Here is a 627-nt window from a genome sequence, read left to right as displayed (position 1 = left end):
TTCGAGCTCGACGGCTCGTTTCCCAATCACGAGGCCAACCCACTCGACCCCGCCAACCTGGTGGACCTGCAGGCTTCCGTGCATTGCCCGGCGTCGGCGACGGTGAAGTTGATCTCGCCGGATGACTCATAGCGCTGGTAGTCCGCGGTGACCTCCGACAGCGGGCGGTCCTGCTCGCCGAGGGCGGCCAGCACGTACAGCGCCGCCAGCATCCCGGAGTCGGCACCCCAGAAGTCGCGGAAGTAGTAGTGCGCCGAATGTTCGCCGCCGAAAATCGCGCCGGTGTCGGCCATCAGCGCCTTGATATAGGAGTGCCCTACCCGGGACCGCAGCGGCGTGCCGCCGCGCTCGGCGACAAGTTCGGGCACCGCGCGCGAGGTGATCACGTTGTGGATGATCGTCGCGCCGATCTCCCGGCTCAACTCACGGGCGGCCACCAGGCTGGTCACCGTCGACGGCGACACGGGGTTGCCGCGTTCGTCGACCACGAAACAGCGGTCGGCGTCGCCGTCGAAGGCCAGCCCGATGTCGGCGCCGGTCTCACGCACGAAAGCCTGCAGGTCCACCAGGTTGGCGGGGTCGAGTGGGTTGGCCTCGTGATTGGGAAACGAGCCGTCGAGCTCGAAG

General features: G+C 67.6%; 1 pseudogene. It reads right to left on the bottom strand.

The features are described from left to right. Positions 1–71 precede the first annotated feature (71 nt). A pseudogene (manB, locus tag A5652_RS13945) lies at positions 72–627 on the bottom strand (phosphomannomutase/phosphoglucomutase); the annotation flags it as partial.

The sequence above is a fragment of the Mycobacterium sp. 1165178.9 genome (assembly GCF_001673555.1).
Classification (GTDB): domain Bacteria; phylum Actinomycetota; class Actinomycetes; order Mycobacteriales; family Mycobacteriaceae; genus Mycobacterium.
The sequence above is the reverse complement of the archived record's forward strand: the minus strand, read 5'-3'. Positions and strand labels throughout refer to the sequence as shown.